Source organism: Lysinibacillus sp. RS10, assembly GCF_041956855.1.
GTDB classification, from domain to species: Bacteria; Bacillota; Bacilli; order Bacillales_A; family Planococcaceae; genus Lysinibacillus; species Lysinibacillus xylanilyticus_A.
Genome location: NZ_CP167122.1, coordinates 277,863 through 294,923 on the forward strand (window position 1 = coordinate 277,863; position 17,061 = coordinate 294,923).

The 17,061-nt window shown below is 36.3% G+C and carries 16 protein-coding genes; 10 read left to right on the forward strand and 6 right to left on the reverse strand.

Translation table 11 applies throughout. From position 1 onward, the window contains the following. Positions 1-105: 105 nt before the first annotated feature. Positions 106-309, reverse strand: coding sequence for a hypothetical protein (locus tag ACB089_RS01525; RefSeq protein WP_374964967.1), 204 nt, complete (start codon positions 307-309; stop codon positions 106-108). A gap of 223 nt (positions 310-532) precedes the next feature. Further along, positions 533-1,183: a LytTR family DNA-binding domain-containing protein gene (locus ACB089_RS01530; RefSeq protein WP_053593997.1), complete on the reverse strand. Its 651-nt coding sequence runs from the start codon at positions 1,181-1,183 to the stop codon at positions 533-535. Positions 1,184-1,686: 503 nt separating this feature from the next. On the opposite strand from ACB089_RS01530, the gene ACB089_RS01535 reads away from it, so the two are divergent. The 4 genes from ACB089_RS01535 (at position 1,687) to ACB089_RS01550 (ending at position 4,712) form a co-directional block, all read left to right on the forward strand. After that, on the forward strand, positions 1,687-2,481 hold the full coding sequence (locus tag ACB089_RS01535) for a helix-turn-helix transcriptional regulator (protein ID WP_068986739.1): 795 nt from the start codon (positions 1,687-1,689) through the stop codon (positions 2,479-2,481). A 212-nt stretch (positions 2,482-2,693) separates the two neighbouring features. Beyond that, complete coding sequence (gene yidC, locus ACB089_RS01540; protein ID WP_374964969.1) at positions 2,694-3,455, forward strand: membrane protein insertase YidC; 762 nt, start codon at positions 2,694-2,696, stop codon at positions 3,453-3,455. 55 nt (positions 3,456-3,510) lie between these two features. Then, positions 3,511-3,759 (forward strand): hypothetical protein, encoded by a 249-nt coding sequence (locus ACB089_RS01545; RefSeq protein WP_374964970.1) that lies wholly within the window; start codon positions 3,511-3,513, stop codon positions 3,757-3,759. A 179-nt stretch (positions 3,760-3,938) separates the two neighbouring features. Beyond that, complete coding sequence (locus tag ACB089_RS01550; RefSeq protein WP_374964972.1) at positions 3,939-4,712, forward strand: D-alanyl-D-alanine carboxypeptidase family protein; 774 nt, start codon at positions 3,939-3,941, stop codon at positions 4,710-4,712. Between the two features lie 57 nt (positions 4,713-4,769). Here ACB089_RS01550 and cls read toward each other — a convergent pair whose 3' ends face one another. The 3 genes from cls to ACB089_RS01565 all read right to left on the reverse strand — a co-directional run bounded on the left by cls (position 4,770) and on the right by ACB089_RS01565 (position 8,407). Further along, on the reverse strand, positions 4,770-6,227 hold the full coding sequence (cls, locus tag ACB089_RS01555; RefSeq protein ID WP_374964973.1) for a cardiolipin synthase: 1,458 nt from the start codon (positions 6,225-6,227) through the stop codon (positions 4,770-4,772). A gap of 130 nt (positions 6,228-6,357) precedes the next feature. Then, entirely contained in the window at positions 6,358-7,149 is a 792-nt protein-coding gene (locus ACB089_RS01560; protein WP_374964975.1) for a YwqG family protein, read from the reverse strand. Between the two features lie 97 nt (positions 7,150-7,246). Continuing rightward, positions 7,247-8,407 (reverse strand): MFS transporter, encoded by a 1,161-nt coding sequence (locus tag ACB089_RS01565; protein ID WP_374964976.1) that lies wholly within the window; start codon positions 8,405-8,407, stop codon positions 7,247-7,249. A 614-nt stretch (positions 8,408-9,021) separates the two neighbouring features. On the opposite strand from ACB089_RS01565, the gene ACB089_RS01570 reads away from it, so the two are divergent. After that, positions 9,022-9,159 (forward strand): Lmo0850 family protein, encoded by a 138-nt coding sequence (locus ACB089_RS01570; protein WP_004232019.1) that lies wholly within the window; start codon positions 9,022-9,024, stop codon positions 9,157-9,159. An 81-nt stretch (positions 9,160-9,240) separates the two neighbouring features. Here ACB089_RS01570 and ACB089_RS01575 read toward each other — a convergent pair whose 3' ends face one another. Further along, positions 9,241-10,428, reverse strand: a complete 1,188-nt coding sequence (locus ACB089_RS01575) for an FtsW/RodA/SpoVE family cell cycle protein (protein ID WP_374964978.1) — start codon at positions 10,426-10,428, stop codon at positions 9,241-9,243. Between the two features lie 489 nt (positions 10,429-10,917). Here ACB089_RS01575 and ACB089_RS01580 point away from each other — a divergent pair, with 489 nt between their 5' ends. The 5 genes from ACB089_RS01580 (at position 10,918) to ACB089_RS01600 (ending at position 17,046) form a co-directional block, all read left to right on the forward strand. Next, the gene (locus tag ACB089_RS01580; RefSeq protein WP_068986747.1) at positions 10,918-11,670 is read left to right on the forward strand and encodes a hypothetical protein; all 753 of its coding nucleotides are present in this window, start codon (positions 10,918-10,920) and stop codon (positions 11,668-11,670) included. A 215-nt stretch (positions 11,671-11,885) separates the two neighbouring features. Further along, the gene (locus tag ACB089_RS01585) at positions 11,886-12,965 is read left to right on the forward strand and encodes a D-alanine--D-alanine ligase (RefSeq protein WP_374964979.1); all 1,080 of its coding nucleotides are present in this window, start codon (positions 11,886-11,888) and stop codon (positions 12,963-12,965) included. A gap of 11 nt (positions 12,966-12,976) precedes the next feature. Then, a complete protein-coding gene (murF, locus tag ACB089_RS01590) occupies positions 12,977-14,344 on the forward strand; it encodes a UDP-N-acetylmuramoyl-tripeptide--D-alanyl-D-alanine ligase (protein WP_374964980.1) in 1,368 nt (455 codons plus the stop codon). A gap of 115 nt (positions 14,345-14,459) precedes the next feature. Beyond that, entirely contained in the window at positions 14,460-15,158 is a 699-nt protein-coding gene (locus ACB089_RS01595) for an alpha/beta hydrolase (RefSeq protein WP_374964981.1), read from the forward strand. Between the two features lie 346 nt (positions 15,159-15,504). Beyond that, positions 15,505-17,046 (forward strand): DEAD/DEAH box helicase, encoded by a 1,542-nt coding sequence (locus tag ACB089_RS01600; protein WP_374964983.1) that lies wholly within the window; start codon positions 15,505-15,507, stop codon positions 17,044-17,046. The last annotated feature ends 15 nt before the right edge of the window (positions 17,047-17,061 follow it).

A 17,061-nucleotide genomic window follows, 5' to 3' on the forward strand; every position in this document is an offset into this window, starting at 1 on the left:
AATAATACTATCACCAAATTGTCACAAAAACTTTAGAAATAGCATTAAAATGAGTAAAAATAGGAAAAATGAGCATAAAAATGAATTTTCGACAGAGAAAACGTTTTAATGTAGAGCTGTATTATTTTTTTGAGAATTTCTTGGCTCATCACCAAAATGTGTGGTTAATTTCCGTTCCGACTGGGCGCTTTGTTGCTGACGCTTCGCTTTCGCACAGAAAACATTTGTTGCTGACGCTTCGCTTTCGCACAGAGCAGAGCTTCCTGGGGGCGTCCGATGAGCCGCTTGGGGCAAAAGGATGTTGGTCACGAAGGCGTTACCACAGGACGTGATGCTCTTAGCCTACGTTCCTCTACCGCTAATCCCCAAGGAGTCGCCCAGTCTCCACTCCAATCAACTAATATACAGAGTGTATATTTTTAAAATTGTCATCTACAACTTTAAGTAATGAGCACTTATAAGCTTGTTTCAGTAAGCAAAAAAGTACAGCGAACAATTTCAATAAGAAAATGCTCGCTGTACTTATAAAAGATTAGAAACCTAAAGAACGACGGAAGTAACTTGCGTAGCGTTGGCTAACAGGAATACGAGTACCATCTTTCATGATTAATAAAAACGTTGAATGTGAATCTGGTTGAATTTCATCAATGTAGTCAATATTAACAATATATGAGCGGTGACAACGTATAAATGAGTCAGGTGCTAAAAATAGCTCAAGATCACTTAGGTTTAAACGGTGATACCCTTCACGACTCATTGTTTTAACAAATGTTTTTCGGAGCTGTGTTTCTAGATAAATGACTTGATCATGCTTGATTGGGTACCAGCAATCATCAATTTTAATTGTAATGTAGTTCGTTAAAAATGCTGATGGCTTTTGTGGGAAGATAGCAGTAATAGCACCTTTAGTTTCGCCTTCCTCCATTAAAGGAATACTCATGCCGTAATATGCAATGCCAAATACATCAGGTTCAATATAAGAGCTTATCTTTTGCCCATAGCTTAATGCTTTGTGAGCTGCTGAACCTTCTTTAATTGGATCGCCAGGCTTGATTTTTAAATCAACTTTCTTGCTCGGTTGGTAATACAAGTATTCGTTTGTATCGGAAATTGCAATGGAAGTATTCTCAGGGAAGAACTCCTTAATAATCTCCATAATTTCTTCTATCTGTTTTGGATCCACTATTAACACCTCGTCTAAACTTTTAAAAATAGTATTATCATCTATTTTACTACATATTCGTATAAATTATATAGAGAAGATTTCGGAATAAAAAAGAGAAATGTCGATTGATGAAATATATAGGTGTTATAACCTTACATAATTTGTAACAAAATTTAAATAATTACTAATTTATTTTGATATGTATATGGTAAAATCTAATTGTGCAACATAAGTTTACGAGGTTTCTACTATATATATATGATAAATTAGCACTAGAGAGAAAGACAAAATGTGGTTGAAAGAAAATCGCAGAATATGGTAAAATTCACTGTATAGTCTATTTTTATTGTAAACTGATGGTTTAGTTGGGTTATTTTTAAGTTATATGCCATATATAATTGTGAAATAGGACTCAGTTTATATTGTCAATAAGGAAAACTATTTTCTTATTTGAAATAAGTAGTTCGGTGTCAAAATTTGTAAAAGTGATTCGAGCAATCTGAGGAAAGATGGGGAAGATTATGCAACTACATCAACATTCTATGTCAGAAACGATATCAAAAAGATACTTCCAAGAAATCGATAGCATTAACCAATACATCGGTGTTGAAGAATTTTTTAATATTGAGTCGAAATTAATATTTGAAATTTACCATTTAGAATCTGCAAAGGCTAAGAAATCTTTGCATGAGTTAATTGATATTCTTTCAATACGTTTTGGCAAACAAGTCATTAAAATTGTTCGGAGCTATTTTTCTGTTTTGTCGTCAATTGTTGCTCGTAAATTGCTAGACAACCAAGTACCTTCGAAGAAAGCGTTTGCTTTTAACGTTGCTTGTAATGATATGATCGAAAATCAGATGAAAGACGCGGAATTTTTACAATTCGCTGATGATTTAATAGATTTCTTTGTCTATTTTATTGCAGATCGCAAGCAACCGACTTTTCGTCATCAGACCGTTAATAAAGTGATAATGTATATAAATGATGAATTGGAAAATGACTTAACAGTGGAAAGCATCGCAAATAATTTTCATATAAGTACTAGTCACTTATCCCGTATTTTTAGAGAACATGTTGGTATTACACTAGTTGAATATTTAAATGTTCGTCGAGTAGAGGAATCTCAATACTATCTAAGGCACACAAATAAAAGTATTACTTCTATTTCAGACCAATTCCATTTCTGTAACCAAAGCTACTTTACCCGCATCTTTAAAAAGTATACTGGGGTAACACCCAAACATTTCCGAGATGAGCTACATCATGAATTTTATCGTTTTGAGATGACAGAGTCGGAGCTTCAAAACATTTAGCTATTTCAGCGGGTGTTCAAAGATCCGCTGAAAAGAGGGGACATATGATGAATAAATAGGATGCGGACGTATTAGCAATGCTAAAGCTCTCGCATCTTTTTTATGCTGAAAACGTAGGGCGGTAACAATAATTAGTAGCACTTGCTATTTGATAAAGATAGATCATATAATGTATACTTCACTTTAGTTGATAAATAATAGTAGGTGGAAAAATGAAAAAATTGAAGCTATTTTCAATGCTTGGACTTGTCGTTTTTGTTCTTAGTGGCTGTCAAGCTGTGCAAGACAAAGAAGGTTTTTTCTATGGTCTTTTTGTAAAACCTATGGAATTTTTACTGGAGTTTTTCGGTAACACTATTTTTTCAGGCAACTATGGTTTAGCGATCATCGCAATTACGGTCCTTATTCGTTTGATTTTAATGCCGATTATGTTAAAAAATTATCGTCAGCAACAATTGATGAAATCGAAGATGGATGCGTTTAAGCCTGAAATGGAAGCTGTTCAGAAAAAAATGAAGGAAGCAAAGACTAAAGAAGAACAAACGCAGTATCAACAAGAAATGATGGCATTATATCAAAAACATGGCATCAATCCACTCAATATGGGTTGTTTACCAATGTTAATTCAAATGCCTATTATCATGGGTCTTTATTTCTCTATTTTATATTCTACAGATGTGAAATCACATGAGTTTTTATGGTTTAGCTTAGGTTCACCTGATATCGCTATGACAATTATCGCGGGTATTGTATATTTAGTCCAAGCACGTGTGTCATTATGGACAGTGCCAGAGCAACAAAAAGCGCAAATGAAAATGTTTATTTATATTTCACCAATTATGATTGTCTTTATCTCAATGACATCTATGGCAGCTCTACCACTTTACTGGTCTGTCGGTGGTGCATTATTGATTCTTCAAACATATATTGGTCGAAAATTCTATTCGGAGCATCCGGAAAAAGTAAAATCATAAATTAATTTATGTCGAGGCGCCTGCGTAGCCTCGATTTTTTTAGGAGGACAGCAAGATGAATAAAAAGTGGCTATCATCTATTCTAGTCGCGTTTTTTAGTATTGCAGCTATTGTATTTATGATTATGGGTAACTTTAATTTTGCAGTATTTGCTATGACTATTATGTTTGCCCTATCGAATGGTTTTAGAGCCAAAAGTTTTAAAGAGCAAGGTTATATAAAAGAGGCAAAATGGATGAAATACATGGCAATCTTTTTCACGGTTGCTTCTATAGCAGTGTTTATTACCATTGTCACAGACTAACCGACTAATTTTAAAATCTACGATGAAAACGTACACCTTAAATTGTGAACAGTGCTAAAATGAAACTATACCAATAAAGTATAACTGTAATCAGTACTTACTGTAGACTTGTTCTTCTACTTTTTAACAAATAAAGAACTCAACTGTAGTACTTGATAACTATAAAAGGGGTCAAAATAGTGAAAAACAAACGTCTACCACTTATCCTTGGGGCTTTGATTTCAGTGGCACTAATTGTATCTATTTTTGTAGTTTATAACTATAAAAATAACCAAAAAAGTAATGCATCAGATGAGCAAAAACTTACAACAGAACAAGCTGAAAAAGACTCGCCTACAATGGAAGAACCGAAAAAAACAACCGAAAACCCTGTGAAACCTGAGCAACAGCCGGATGAGAATGGCTATTTACCAAATCAAACGTTACCAACTGAACCGACATATATTAATGGTATCTTACTAGCCAATAAGATATACCCACTACCATCTACCTTTGCGCCAGGAGAGAATCCTGAGGCACGACAAGCTCTAGATCAAATGTTGGCTGCTGCAAAACAACAAGGGTTTGATTTAGTAGCATTTAGTGGCTATCGATCTTTTGATTATCAAACAAAGTTATATAATAACTATGTTAATCGTGATGGACAGGCTGCCGCTGATCGTTATAGTGCGCGACCAGGTTACTCAGAACATCAAACTGGCTTGGCCTTTGATATTGGGGAGCGTGGTAAAGATGATTTATGGTTGACTGAGGAATTCGGCGAAACACCAGCGGGACAATGGCTAATGACACATGCTCAGGATTTCGGCTTTATTTTACGATTCCCAAAAGATAAAGAGGACATTACTGGATATATGTATGAGTCATGGCATTACCGTTATGTTGGCAGTGACAAGGCAAAAGAAATTAAAAAACAAAATATAACGTTAGAAGAGTATTTAGGTGTGAAATAAAAAAGGGAAGAGAGCAGTTCATCATTAATGAGCTAGCTCTCTTCCTTTTTCTATGTTCTACAAAATAGGTGTTAGTAAGCGGGAAACTGATTCTTTAAATTTAATGAGCGAAGAACGATTTTGGTACATTTCCAAAGTTAATTCAGTACAGTCGAAAATATCCTTCTCAAACAGCTCGGCAAGCTGATGTGAAATCTTTGAGTCATAAATAAAGGCATTAACTTCGAAGTTTAAGCTGAAACTTCGCACATCAAGGTTTGCAGTTCCAACTGTAGATGCTTCGTCGTCAATGATAATGGCTTTAGCATGGATAAAGCCCTTTTCATAAATATAAACTTTTGCTCCTGCATTCAATAATTGTCCAACGTATGAGTAGGTAGCCCAATAAACAAACATATGATCAGGCTTATTTGGAATCATGATTCTTACATCAATGCCTGATAGCGTCGCAATTTTAATAGCATCTAAAAAACTAACATCAGGTATAAAATATGGCGTTTGGATATAAATGTATTTTTTGGCCATATTAATAAGCTTTAAATAACCAATTTTAATTTGTTCCCAGTCAGAATCGGGTCCACTTGAAACGATTTGTAAGCCCACATCGCCTTTTTGGGGAATAGCAGGGAAGTAACGATCTGAGTAACCCATTTTCTGTTGATCGGATGCTTGATTCCAATCAAGTAAAAAGCGTGTTTGTAATGGATGTACAGCACTACCCTCAATACGTAAATGTGTATCTCTCCAATAACCAAACTTCTTCTGTAGCCCAAGATACTCATCTCCAACATTAAAGCCACCGATATAACCAATACGGCCATCAATCACAACGATTTTTCGGTGATTTCTAAAATTTAAACGAGGATTAAGCAGTGGGAAAATGGATGGGAAAAATACTTCAACTTCACCACCTGCATTAAGTAATTCCTTGAAATGGCGTTTTTTAACATTACGTGAGCCCATTTCATCATACAAGAGCCGGACCTTTACTCCTTGCTTTGCTTTCTTAGTAAGTTTATCAACAATGCGTGTACCTAAATCATCTAGACGGAAAATATAATATTGAATGTGAATATGATCTTTCGCTGTTTCGATATCTTTAAGAAGTTGCTCAAATTTATCAGCACCATCATCAAAAATCTCAATGTGGTTGTCTTGTGTTAACACCGCATTATTTGTTTTAAGATGCATATAAATCATTTCTTTATAGTTTTCTGCATTTTCGATACGAAACTCGAATGTATCATCTCGAATCGCTTCTGTCTGATAGCTAATGAGGTTATCAATCCCAATATCCTTGCGTCCTTCCCAACGGAACAAATGCTTTTTTCGTAGTTTTCGTCCGAGCAGTAAGTATAAAACAAACCCACCTACTGGAATGAAAAATAATACTAGAATCCATGCCCATGTAGAAGTAGCATCTTTACGTTCTAAAAAAATTATGACCATTGCTGCTAAAATATTTATAAACATAATTAAAGGTATTGTATATCCAACATCTGTAAAAATACTCATTCCTACACCTGCCTTAACTATATTTTTGCAATATATTTAGTATAACTTACTTTACAGATGGAAAGAAGATATGAAATTTGTAATAAGCATTGAAAAGGATTACCTCGAAAACTAAAGCGAGGTAATCCTTTTAGTAATGCTCCCATTGAAATAAAATATCAGAGAAATCTTTTTGGAGTAGCTTATTACGATTGATGAAAAATTTCCCAACTCCACTATCTGCCCACATAATACCGATTTCGTCATGAGAATCGATTTGGAGCAATAGCACATCATATCGTTGGAGGAGTTGCGATTGGTGGCGAATATCTTCCTCTAAAAAATAGGCATAGCCACCAATTTTAGCTCCTGCTCCTAAAAAATGTTGTAGATAAATCTCCTGTAAATCAACGTCTTCTTGTGGAGGGATTAAGTTTGGTAAATAGTATATCGCACGATAATCTAAAGCAGAAACAGGTTCTTGGATTGGTTGAAATTGTAAAGCTAATTCCTGATGTATAGGGAACCAATCATCTGCTGCTTGTGCTAAAAACTCCTGTCTTGGAACTTCCGCTTCGGAATTTATGGTAGGGTAAAAACGTATTTTGTAAAATTGCTGGAAAATATCCTCATGATAATGATCAGCATTCACGAAAATATTGGATGAAATAAAAAATTGCAGAATCCCTTGAGATGGGAAATCCTTTAATGGTGGCATTTCTGCAAAGTTAATTTGAGCTAATAGCCGCATAGGCTCACCTGTAATATCTTTCGGATATGCTTGGTAATAGGGTAAATAAGGTTTCCCAGCAAATTTACTTTCCGTTAACGTAGTTGAACGTTTGTATGGTGTGATAATCATCGCCGAAAGAAGTGTATTTTCAATTTCAAAACGAAACGATTCTAGCTCTTTGGGAAGTAAAAGATTTGTTGTTTTGTTCATACAGGCCCTCCGATATTCCGCTTTAAGAAGTTAAATATTCCTTGAAGTGTACTATATACTTTAAATTACTATTAAGTAACGGCTTTTTATCCACAAATTATTCAAGTCGTAAAGATTTTTTTGAAGCTTTATAAATAAAAATTAAACTTATTGAAACAATGGCTATTGCTGCCGAAGTATAGTAACCGATATTAGCTTGAACTGTAAATAACCATGTGAAAAATAGTGGACCAAGGATGCGCCCTAAATTATCCATAGAATAAGAAAGGCCTGCAGCAGTCCCATATTGGCCACCCGACTCTTTTGACGAAAGAGAAACGACACATGTTCTAGCAAGTGCATTACCCGCTGTAAAGACACATAGGGCAAGGCCTGCTGTAAATAAGTTAGCTGTTAATGTGAATAAAAGCATACCAGTAGCTGTCAAAATTTGTGCACCTATTAACCAATTTGTTTCGCTTCCGTTTTTAATGCGTCTCACAACGCCACCTTGAATAGCTGCATCTACAAAGCCGCTAAACATAAATAAATAACCAATTTGTAGTGGTGTAATTTGAATTTTTTCAATTTGGAACAATTGGAATGTAGCTTCTACTCCCGCCAGCATAAAAGTAACTAAAAATGAGAACATAAATAAGTAACGTACACGGTATTGCAGCATTGTACCAGCACCTTTTGGCACAATTGCACGTTTATTTGTATCTTTTCGTTTTTCAGGTTCTTTTAAGACGAAACTTGCATAAATAAATAATAGTGCTATTAGTATTGCTGAAGCGATAAATGGCAGTTGCAGGCTATAGTGTCCGAGCATACCACCAATTGCTGGACCGAAAATAAAACCAAGCCCGATGGACATGCCCATGAGACCCATGTATTTATTGCGATCCTCCTCACTCGACATATCACCTATAAAGCCTGTTACAGCTGTATACAGTGCACCCGAGAATAAACCACCCACAACACGTGAGACATATAAAATGGCTAGATTATCTATAAATAATGAGAAAATAACAAAGCTTAGACTAAAACCAACTAAGCCCATTAAAATTAGTTGCTTCCGACCTACCTTATCGGATAGCATGCCCCAAAGTGGTGCAGTGAAGAAACTTGCAAGTGAGTACACGGTTAGTAAACCACCAACGTGTATATCATCCCAGTTTTGTTGAACAACAACCTCTGGTAAGACAGGAATAATAATTCCAAATCCTAGATAGACGAGGAATTGAACAGACATTAATAATAAAATGGCTTTTTTCATACAGACCCTACTTTCATACGATATTTTAGTATGTATATTCTACCTCTCTTGTTCTTGTTATTACAAGGAGACGGAGAATAAAACACTTTTAATGCTTAATAATGGCTTACATTTAACTTCTTTCAGCAAGTGTTTTTATGTAACGTAAGTGAAACGGCAGTTACAAATGTCTTTTGTACCGAAAGCGTAGCGACAGATACAGAAGTCCTTAAAACCTCCGGACGCAATTACGACGAGGCATAATTGAAAGTATAATGTATAAAAAAATGCAGACTGTTAATACTGGAACTATATTGAGGCTAAAAAATAATGACGAATTCAAAATCAATTCACCCATTTTTAATTTTTTGTATCGATTGTCGCATAGTGTATTAACTTATTTCTGGGGTATATTACTAGAAGATATATCGGTATGTGTAGGTTTGATTTTTGATATTTATGGTAAATAGTGAAAAGAAAAATTTTACATTGTAACAAAAATGAAAAATTTTAAAGCTGAGTTAAATGGTATGATAAGGAATGAATAAACTTGTCAGACATCATACACATGCAAAAATGAAACTTTTTTGGAAATAAAACGTTTATAAAATCGAGGAAAGATTGAGGTGGAATGTATGACAAAAGAAGTAGATTTGAAAAAGATTGTTTCGAATTTATCGAAATTGGGTGTAACAGCCACTGTAACAAAGTCTCGACTTGAACTTTTAAAAGTGCTAACACCACCAACACAAACTCCGCAAGTTCAAGCTTAACTCGTTTACAAATGAAAATGGGTAGTCTCAATTACAGAGACTACCCATTTTCTATATCTATCATTCTACTTTAGGGACTATTTAATCATCATCATCGTGAGTGGTAAACATGTAGGTACGATAGTGGTAGCGCATGCTAAAAACAAGCCCTATGGCAAGTGCGTTCCCCATCAATGAACTTCCTCCATAACTGATAAACGGTAGAGGAATACCTGTGATAGGTAATAATTGGATAGTCATGCCGATATTCTCGAATACATGGAATGTAATCATTGCGATAATACCAGCACATACATATGTTGAGAATGGATCTTTTAATAATAGTGTAGTTTTTGTTAAATGATAGATTAATAAAAAGAACATACAAATAACGAAACTAGCACCAACAAAACCCCATTCTTCTCCAATAACTGTGAAAATAAAATCGGTATGACCTTCGGCAACGTAAACTTCACGACCTTTGAAACCCTTCCCGAAAATCTCACCTGAACCAATGGCATTTAAGGAAGTAATTAAATGGTATCCCTCACTAGAAGAATATGAATAGGGATCTAACCAAGAATAGATTCGAGCAAACTGATACGGTTTCAAGCCGAATGCTTGTTCTAAAAAATCCTGCATATAGAGTGCCATCCATAAAAAAGTACCACCTACTGCAGCTCCACCTACAAAAATCGGTAAAATGATTTTCCATGATACCCCTGCTACAATAATGAGAGCAGCCGTAATGGCCAAAAATACAAGTGCTGAACCAAGGTCAGGTTGCTCCAAAATAAGAGCTAAAGGTACTGCCAGTGTGAGAGCCATTTTACCTAGCAATAAAAAGTCCGTTTTTATTGATTTAAAAGGATGGACTTCGTGGTGCTTACTAATAAGTCGAGCAAGTGCTAAAATGTAAAAGGTTTTCATAAACTCAGAAGGCTGTATATTTCCAAGTGGTGTATGATACCAGCTTTTAGCACCGTTAATTTTTTCACCGATTTGTCCTGTTCCTTCTGGCATGAAGATAAGTAGGACTAATAAGGCGATGCCAAAACCGTACATATACCATGACATCTTTTTATATTGGTCAGGCTCGAAAAACATAACAATACTAATAATAACCGCGCCGATGACGTACCATTGTAATTGTTTAGGGACAAAGTTTGTGCCATATTGACCTGATGTTTGCGCCGATGCAATGGCTAACAAACTTATGACTAAGAAGGTAAGAAGTATAAAAGCGAGCGTCCAGTCAAAACGACTCGCAAAATTTCGTTTATTTTCCATACAAGCCACCTATATTAAAATAGTATTTCTGCACAAGTAAATTTAATATAAATTATTTCCGATTCAATTTTTAGTTTAACTTCTTTCAGCAGATAATTTTTGTACCGAAAGCGTAGCGACAGGTACAGATAATTTTGTACCGAAAGTGCAACGTCAGTTACAGAAGTCTCCCATCTCTATATGTGGGCATCTGCCGTAGATATGAGGCAAATATCAATTCCAAAGTTAGCGTGCCAACGAGAAGCTCGGTGCTTGCTTTCAAAGGGCTCTTGAAATTCACTTAGATATTTGTAAAAAATGAATAGAATTATATTCTTTTAAATTTGCTCATTTAGAGTAGTTAACAACAAATGTGCTTTCACATGTTTAACATTCATATTATAACGCAAAAAACACTTTTACGCCTGTGTATATTGTTGTGACGACAATTAGCAGAAAATGTTTCAAAAAAATCAAATTTAGTCTTATAATGTAGTGAAGAATGGGGTGATGGTTGTGGCTAAAAAATTGAAGTCAGCTGAAGATTTTATGTATCATATTTATGTTCATATGAATGATGTCGATAAATTTGTCATTTTTAGCGGGCTTAAATTCTCGCAATTTGTGGCTGCGCTTGAACCACTGCATCACTTACTGTTGTTAAAACATTCCTATGAAGATGGTTCCTTTAATATGCATACACAGTTTGATTATATACCAGATGAGGAAGTACATCGGTTTGTAAAGAAAGCTGCTGAATCAAAAGAATTGTGTTGGGTAGACTTCATGGATGAGAAGAGGCTAGACCAACTAACGCCGATGGAACAAGGAGAATTGCTTTACATAAGTCATAAAAAGGAATCGATTACTTCACCGTTTTTTAACAAATTACAAAATCGATTTGTCTACTATTCTTCAGACTTAGAGAAGATGACTAAAATTTATTTTCGTCATTTAAGTGATTCTGATTTACTTGTTGCCAATGTTTTTAATAGTTTAATTCGTGAGAAGGAACGTAGCACTGGTTTTTGGCGCCGGAAAGTAAAATCAAGTATTCCTTCTATTTCACCTGAATTTTTGCGTGCTTATCGTTCTTTTGCTAAAGATGGGGCGCTGTTATCATTATATCGAATCGAAAAGCCTAAAGTAGCTTACGGTATCGAAATTCGTAACCTGTCAGAATATACCTTCCCTGATGAAGTATGGGATGATTTAAATACAATTTTGAAAAATGAGCACGATGAATTGATTTATATTATTTAACTTCTTTCAGCAGGTGTCCAAAAACCTGCTGAAAGAAGTTAAAGTTCGGACGCAATTATGCCGAGGCATAATTGATTCGTTCATTCTCATTTTGTACGTAGAATGAATATACACTCAAATCTCACCGTCAAAATTACGGTGAGATTTTTATGTCATTAGTCAAGACGTTTCATGATAAACTAATAGTACTCAAGAAGTATGTGGAGGGCACAAAAATGAAAAAAAGAATCGGTCTATTATACGGCGGAAAGTCAGCAGAGCATGAGGTGTCATTGTCGACGGCACGTGCAGTCACTGGAGCTTTGAATTTCGAGGAGTATGAAGTATATCCGATTTTCATTACACTTGAAGGGGAATGGCGCCGTGGTGAGCGTCTAACAAAACCAGCAAGTACAATTGAAGAATTACAATTTGGTAATGATGCAACTGTTTTGGAAAATAATATAACAGATTTTTTAATCGATAATAATGGTAAAGCTATACAATTTGATGTAATTTTCCCATTACTTCATGGTACAAATGGGGAAGACGGAACAGTTCAAGGTTTACTAGAGGTTCTAAATTTGCCGTATGTAGGAAATGGTGTGTTAGCATCATCAGCTGGCATGGATAAAGTAATTATGAAGCAATTATTTGAAATTGCTGGTTTACCACAAGTGCCGTATACGTACTTCATTCGTAGCGACTGGGCTAATGAACAGGGAGCGATCATTGCTCGCTGTGAAGAAAAATTGGATTGGCCGATGTTTGTGAAACCTGCAAACTTGGGATCGAGTGTCGGAATTAGTAAGGCAACAAATCGCGATGAATTAGTGAAGGCTATCGAAATAGCCTTACAGTATGATCGTAAAATTGTAGTTGAGCAAGGTATTGTAGCTCGAGAAATTGAACTAGCTGTGCTAGGGAATGACTTCCCGGAAGTTTCTGTACCCGGTGAAATTAAACCAGTAACTGAGTTTTATGATTATGATTCGAAATATAAAGATGGCTCAACAGCTCTTATTATTCCTGCAGAGCTTCCTGAGAATGGAGTATCAAGTTTACAGGAACTAGCAAAGCGTGCGTTTAAAGCTATTGATGGAAGCGGTTTAGTTCGTGCGGACTTTTTTGTGACGGCAGATAATAGCATTTTTATTAATGAAGTGAATACAATGCCAGGTTTTACACCTGTTAGTATGTATCCGCTTCTTTGGCAACATACAAATGTAAGCTATCCAGAGCTTATTAATCGTCTGATTAATTTAGCAATTGAGCGTTTTGAAGAAAAACAACAGCTTCACTATAAAAAAGACTGAGTGGGATTATTTTGAAAAAAACATTGAAGCAGTTAGCTGCATGGTTAAATGATGAAGTACCAGCTTTTGGCGATACAGTTGTATCAGGAATTTCTATTGATACACGAACAATTCAACAAGGGGATCTTTTCGTACCATTTCGTGGGGAGAAGGTCAATGGACATAAATTTGTTCTGCAAGCTTTTGAAAAAGGGGCAGGAGCTTCTCTTTGGCAGAAAGATGAACCGAATCCACCACAAGGTGTACCATTGCTTTTTGTAGACGACTCAGAGCTTGCGTTACAGCAAATGGCAAGTGCCTATCGTAATGAGCACAAGGCTAAATTTATTGGGATTACTGGTTCAAATGGTAAGACATCCACGAAAGATATTTTAGCAGGAACGCTTGCACCATTCTTTAAAGTACAGAAGACAATTGGGAATTTTAATAATCAATTAGGCTTGCCGATTACGGTTTTACAGCTAGATGAAGATACGGATGTTGCCGTGCTTGAAATGGGTATGAGTGGTTTTGGTGAAATTGAATTTTTAACGAAACTTGCTCGTCCACATATGACAGTGATTACTAACATTGGCGAGGCTCATATGCAAGATTTAGGCTCACGTGCGGGAATTGCTAAAGCAAAATTTGAAATCATTCAAGGGATGCAATCAGATGGAGTGCTATTTTATGATGGTGATGAACCATTGCTTCAGGAGCTTGTTGCGCAAGAGCAACAGTTAAATGCAATGGCATTTGGCTTAGAGCACGGTAATCTATTGTATGCTGACAATATTGAGGCTACTGCTGATGGTAGTAGCTTCACTACACATGGTGTGATTGAAGGAGATTTCTTTATTTCAGTTCTCGGGAAGCATCAAGTAAAAAATACGTTAGTTGCTATGTTAATTTCTCAAAAGCTAGGTTTAAATGATGACCAAATTCGTGCATCCTTAAAACAAGTGGCCCTTACAGACATGCGCATGCAACAAGTACAGGGAACAAATGGCGCATTGTTTATTAATGATGCATACAATGCAGCTCCAACTTCTGTCAAAGCAGCTATTCAATTTATAGCGTCGACAACGATTCGCCCAGAAAAATGGCTTGTGTTAGGTGACATGCTTGAACTGGGACCAAACGAAAAGAGCTTCCATAAAGACTTATCGGAGGATATCCATGCTGAAGAAATCGCTTATGTATGCTTATTTGGTCCACGCATGACTTATTTAAATGAAGTATTAAAAGAACGTTTTGATGCGGATCATTTGTTATATGTAGAGGATGATTATACGCCAATTATCGAAAGAATACAGCAAGCTAACGAGGAGTCCATCATCTTACTAAAAGGCTCTCGCGGTATGAAATTAGAAACGATTTTACATGCATTTACTGAATAAGATGAAACTTTTATCAGAGGGGATGAAGACCCTCTCTGATTATAAGAAATCGGTGGGACACTCTCTCACCGATTTCTTCATATTATCTTAAGTTTATATTTAGAGGTGAAAGCAATTGTCAGTAGGTGTGTTATGTATACATGGATTTTCCGGAGGACCTTATGAAGTAGAACCTTTTACTACCTATTTACGTGCGCATACAAATTGGCTAATTGAACAACCTACTTTATCAGGGCACGGGGAAGAGTTGCATATGCGTGGATTCACTGCTAAGCATTGGCTGATGGACGCCGAGTTGGCTTTTCGTGCTCTTGCCAAAAAGGTAGATGAAGTAATAGTGGTTGGGTTTTCAATGGGAGGCATTATAGCGTTGTACTTAGCCAAGCGTTATAAAGTGAAAAAGCTCGTGTTATTAAGTGCTGCTGCCAAATATGTGAGTCCTAAGCAACTGGTCAAGGATTTTAAAATGCTTGCTACAGAGGCATACAATCGTAATCTGTCTAATAATGAGCTGTTTTTGCGCTACCGTCATAAGTTTAACAATGTACCTTTAGCGTCAACAATAGAATTCATGAGGCTTGTCCGAATGGTGGAGCCATATTATAAAGATATCCAAATTCCGGTGTATATTGTACAGGGAAAATTAGATGGTATAGTTCCCTATCATACTGCTCAATTTCTATATAATACATTAACCTCGAACGATAAAACTTTGTATTTTTCTGATAAAGGGAAGCATCATATATGTTATGATGAAGGTTGCTCTGAATGGTTTCCGCAGGTTTTATTGTTTTTAAAGGGCTCCGCAAAGTAGTCAGATTATTACGACTCATGCGTTATCGTTGCATACGGTTTAAAGCCATGTTAGACTAGTGTAAGCAATGGATACATTTTGTGCGAAGACTCTTCATACTTTGGTTGAAGAGTACTTTTTTTTGAACACAACGGTTTTATTCTAAAGTGAAAAATTACGACAGAATCGAACCGCTCGGTAAAGACCGGGCTTTCCTTTTCATATAAGAGAGCTCTATGTGACATCATGTAGAGAAAATTTTTAAGTAACGGAAACGTTCCACAACACAGGCTCGAATTTGCCGACAACTTCATCTGAAAATGTAACCATTTGTCAACTTAAAAGCAGAAAAAGGAGATTGAGAAGTTTGACAAATTTTTCAGAATTAAATATTAGCGAATCTACATTACGCTCAGTAAAGCGTATGGGATTTGAAGAAGCAACACCAATCCAAGAAGGTACTATTCGTTTTGCCATTGAAGGTCGCGATGTATTAGGCCAAGCGCAAACAGGTACTGGTAAAACTGCCGCTTTCGGGATTCCACTTATTGAAAAAATCGATCCAAAAAACCCTAATATCCAAGCACTTGTAATTGCTCCAACTCGTGAATTAGCGATTCAAGTTTCAGAAGAGCTTTATAAAATTGGTTATGACAAACGTGTGAAATTATTATCAGTTTACGGAGGTCAAGAAATCGGCCGTCAAATTCGTGCACTGAAAAATAAACCACAAATTATTGTTGGTACTCCAGGACGTATCATCGATCATATTAACCGTCGTACGTTAAAATTAGAAGATGTTCAAACATTGGTGCTTGATGAAGCAGATGAAATGTTAAACATGGGCTTTATCGATGATATTAATTCAATCTTAGAAAATGTGCCTTCTGAACGTCAAACATTATTGTTCTCAGCAACAATGCCACCAGCAATTCGTAAAATTGCTGAAACATTTATGCATGATCCAGAAATCGTAAAAATTAAAGCAAAAGAATTAACAGTTGATAACATCGATCAATATTTTGTGAAGTCTGCTGAGCGTGAAAAATTCGACATTTTATCTCGTTTATTAAACGTCCACCAACCAGAACTTGCTATCATCTTTGGACGTACAAAACGTCGCGTGGATGAGCTTGCACAAGCGTTATCAATTCGTGGTTACCTTGCTGAAGGAATCCATGGTGATTTAAGCCAAGCGAAACGTATTTCTGTGTTACGTCAATTTAAGGAAAATAAAATTGATATTCTTGTGGCAACAGATGTAGCGGCTCGTGGTCTTGATATTTCTGGTGTAACACATGTTTATAACTTTGATATTCCTCAAGATCCTGAGTCTTATGTTCACCGTATTGGTCGTACAGGTCGTGCAGGTAAATCAGGTCTTGCAGTAACATTTGTAACACCACGCGAAATGGGTTACCTACGTATTGTAGAAGAAACAACGAAAAAACGTATGACACCACTTCGACCACCAACATCGGACGAAGCTTTAGTGGGTCAACAACGCCTATCTATGGAGACACTAGAAGGTCTTATTGCGAACAACGATTTAGGTGATTATCGTATACTTGCGACAGAATTACTTGAAAACCATGATGCAATCGATGTTGTAGCTGCTGCACTTCGTTCATTAACAAAAGAGCCAGATGACTCGCCAGTAACAATTACTGAAGAACGACCATTACCAATGCGTCGTGAGCGTTCTGGTAACCGTGGCGGAGGAGATCGTGGACGCGGTGGTAACCGTAGCTTTAATGGACGTCGAGAAGGCGGACGTGGCGGAGATCGTCGTGGTGGAAGTGGAAATGGAAATGGAAATGGAAATCGTCGTGATGGCGGACGCCGTGACGGAGGTCGCCGTGAAGGTGGACAAGGTCGTTCACGTGCACCAAGACGCCACGAAGATTAAAATGACCTTTATTAG